The sequence below is a fragment of the Actinacidiphila acidipaludis genome, assembly GCF_019890725.1.
Taxonomy (GTDB): Bacteria; Actinomycetota; Actinomycetes; order Streptomycetales; family Streptomycetaceae; genus Actinacidiphila; species Actinacidiphila acidipaludis.
In genome coordinates this window covers 1-1,850 of sequence record NZ_JAINZZ010000129.1, presented here as the reverse complement: position 1 = coordinate 1,850, position 1,850 = coordinate 1, and the positions used below count along the sequence as shown (strand labels likewise).

Genomic DNA, 1,850 nt, shown 5'->3' with positions numbered 1-1,850 from the left:
ATATGGACAAGCCCTCGGCCTATTAGTACCGGTCAGCTCCACACCTCACGGTGCTTCCACATCCGGCCTATCAACCCAGTCGTCTACTGGGAGCCTTACCCCATCAAGTGGGTGGGAGTCCTCATCTCGAAGCAGGCTTCCCGCTTAGATGCTTTCAGCGGTTATCCCTCCCGAACGTAGCCAACCAGCCATGCCCTTGGCAGAACAACTGGCACACCAGAGGTCCGTCCGTCCCGGTCCTCTCGTACTAGGGACAGCCCTTCTCAAGACTCCAACGCGCGCAGCGGATAGGGACCGAACTGTCTCACGACGTTCTAAACCCAGCTCGCGTACCGCTTTAATGGGCGAACAGCCCAACCCTTGGGACCGACTCCAGCCCCAGGATGCGACGAGCCGACATCGAGGTGCCAAACCATCCCGTCGATATGGACTCTTGGGGAAGATCAGCCTGTTATCCCCGGGGTACCTTTTATCCGTTGAGCGACGGCGCTTCCACAAGCCACCGCCGGATCACTAGTCCCTACTTTCGTACCTGCTCGACCCGTCAGTCTCACAGTCAAGCTCCCTTGTGCACTTACACTCAACACCTGATTGCCAACCAGGCTGAGGGAACCTTTGGGCGCCTCCGTTACCCTTTAGGAGGCAACCGCCCCAGTTAAACTACCCACCAGACACTGTCCCTGATCCGGATCACGGACCGAGGTTAGACATCCAGCACGACCAGAGTGGTATTTCAACGACGACTCCACCCAAGCTGGCGCTTGGACTTCACAGTCTCCCACCTATCCTACACAAGCCGAACCGAACACCAATATCAAGCTATAGTAAAGGTCCCGGGGTCTTTCCGTCCTGCTGCGCGAAACGAGCATCTTTACTCGTAGTGCAATTTCACCGGGCCTATGGTTGAGACAGTCGAGAAGTCGTTACGCCATTCGTGCAGGTCGGAACTTACCCGACAAGGAATTTCGCTACCTTAGGATGGTTATAGTTACCACCGCCGTTTACTGGCGCTTAAGTTCTCAGCTTCGCCACGACGAATCATGACTAACCGGTCCCCTTAACGTTCCAGCACCGGGCAGGCGTCAGTCCGTATACATCGCCTTACGGCTTCGCACGGACCTGTGTTTTTAGTAAACAGTCGCTTCTCGCTGGTCTCTGCGGCCACCCCCAGCTCAGGAAGCAAGTTCCCTCACCAGGCGTGGCCCCCCTTCTCCCGAAGTTACGGGGGCATTTTGCCGAGTTCCTTAACCATAGTTCACCCGAACGCCTCGGTATTCTCTACCTGACCACCTGAGTCGGTTTAGGGTACGGGCCGCCATGAAACTCGCTAGAGGCTTTTCTCGACAGCATAGGATCATCCACTTCACCACAATCGGCTCGGCATCAGGTCTCAGACTATGTGCCAGGCGGATTTACCTACCTGACGTCCTACACCCTTACCCCGGGACAACCACCGCCCGGGCTGGACTACCTTCCTGCGTCACCCCATCACTTACCTACTACCACCTCGGGTCACCGGCTCCACCACTCCGACCTCGTCCGAAGACTCAGCCGGCGGCTTCACGGGCTTAGCATCAGAGGATTCGATACTGGGCGTTTCAAAGCGGGTACCGGAATATCAACCGGTTGTCCATCGACTACGCCTGTCGGCCTCGCCTTAGGTCCCGACTTACCCTGGGCAGATCAGCTTGACCCAGGAACCCTTAGTCAATCGGCGCAAACGTTTCTCACGTTTGTATCGCTACTCATGCCTGCATTCTCACTCGTGAACCATCCACCACTCGCTTACGCGGCGGCTTCACCCGGCACACGACGCTCCCCTACCCATCCGTACACCCGTTGGGGCTACA

The 1,850-nt window shown here is 57.1% G+C and carries 1 rRNA gene; it reads right to left on the bottom strand.

Features of this window, described 5'->3' with window-relative positions:
- Positions 1-2: 2 nt before the first annotated feature.
- Positions 3-1,850: ribosomal RNA gene (locus K7862_RS36955) — 23S ribosomal RNA — on the bottom strand; the annotation flags it as partial.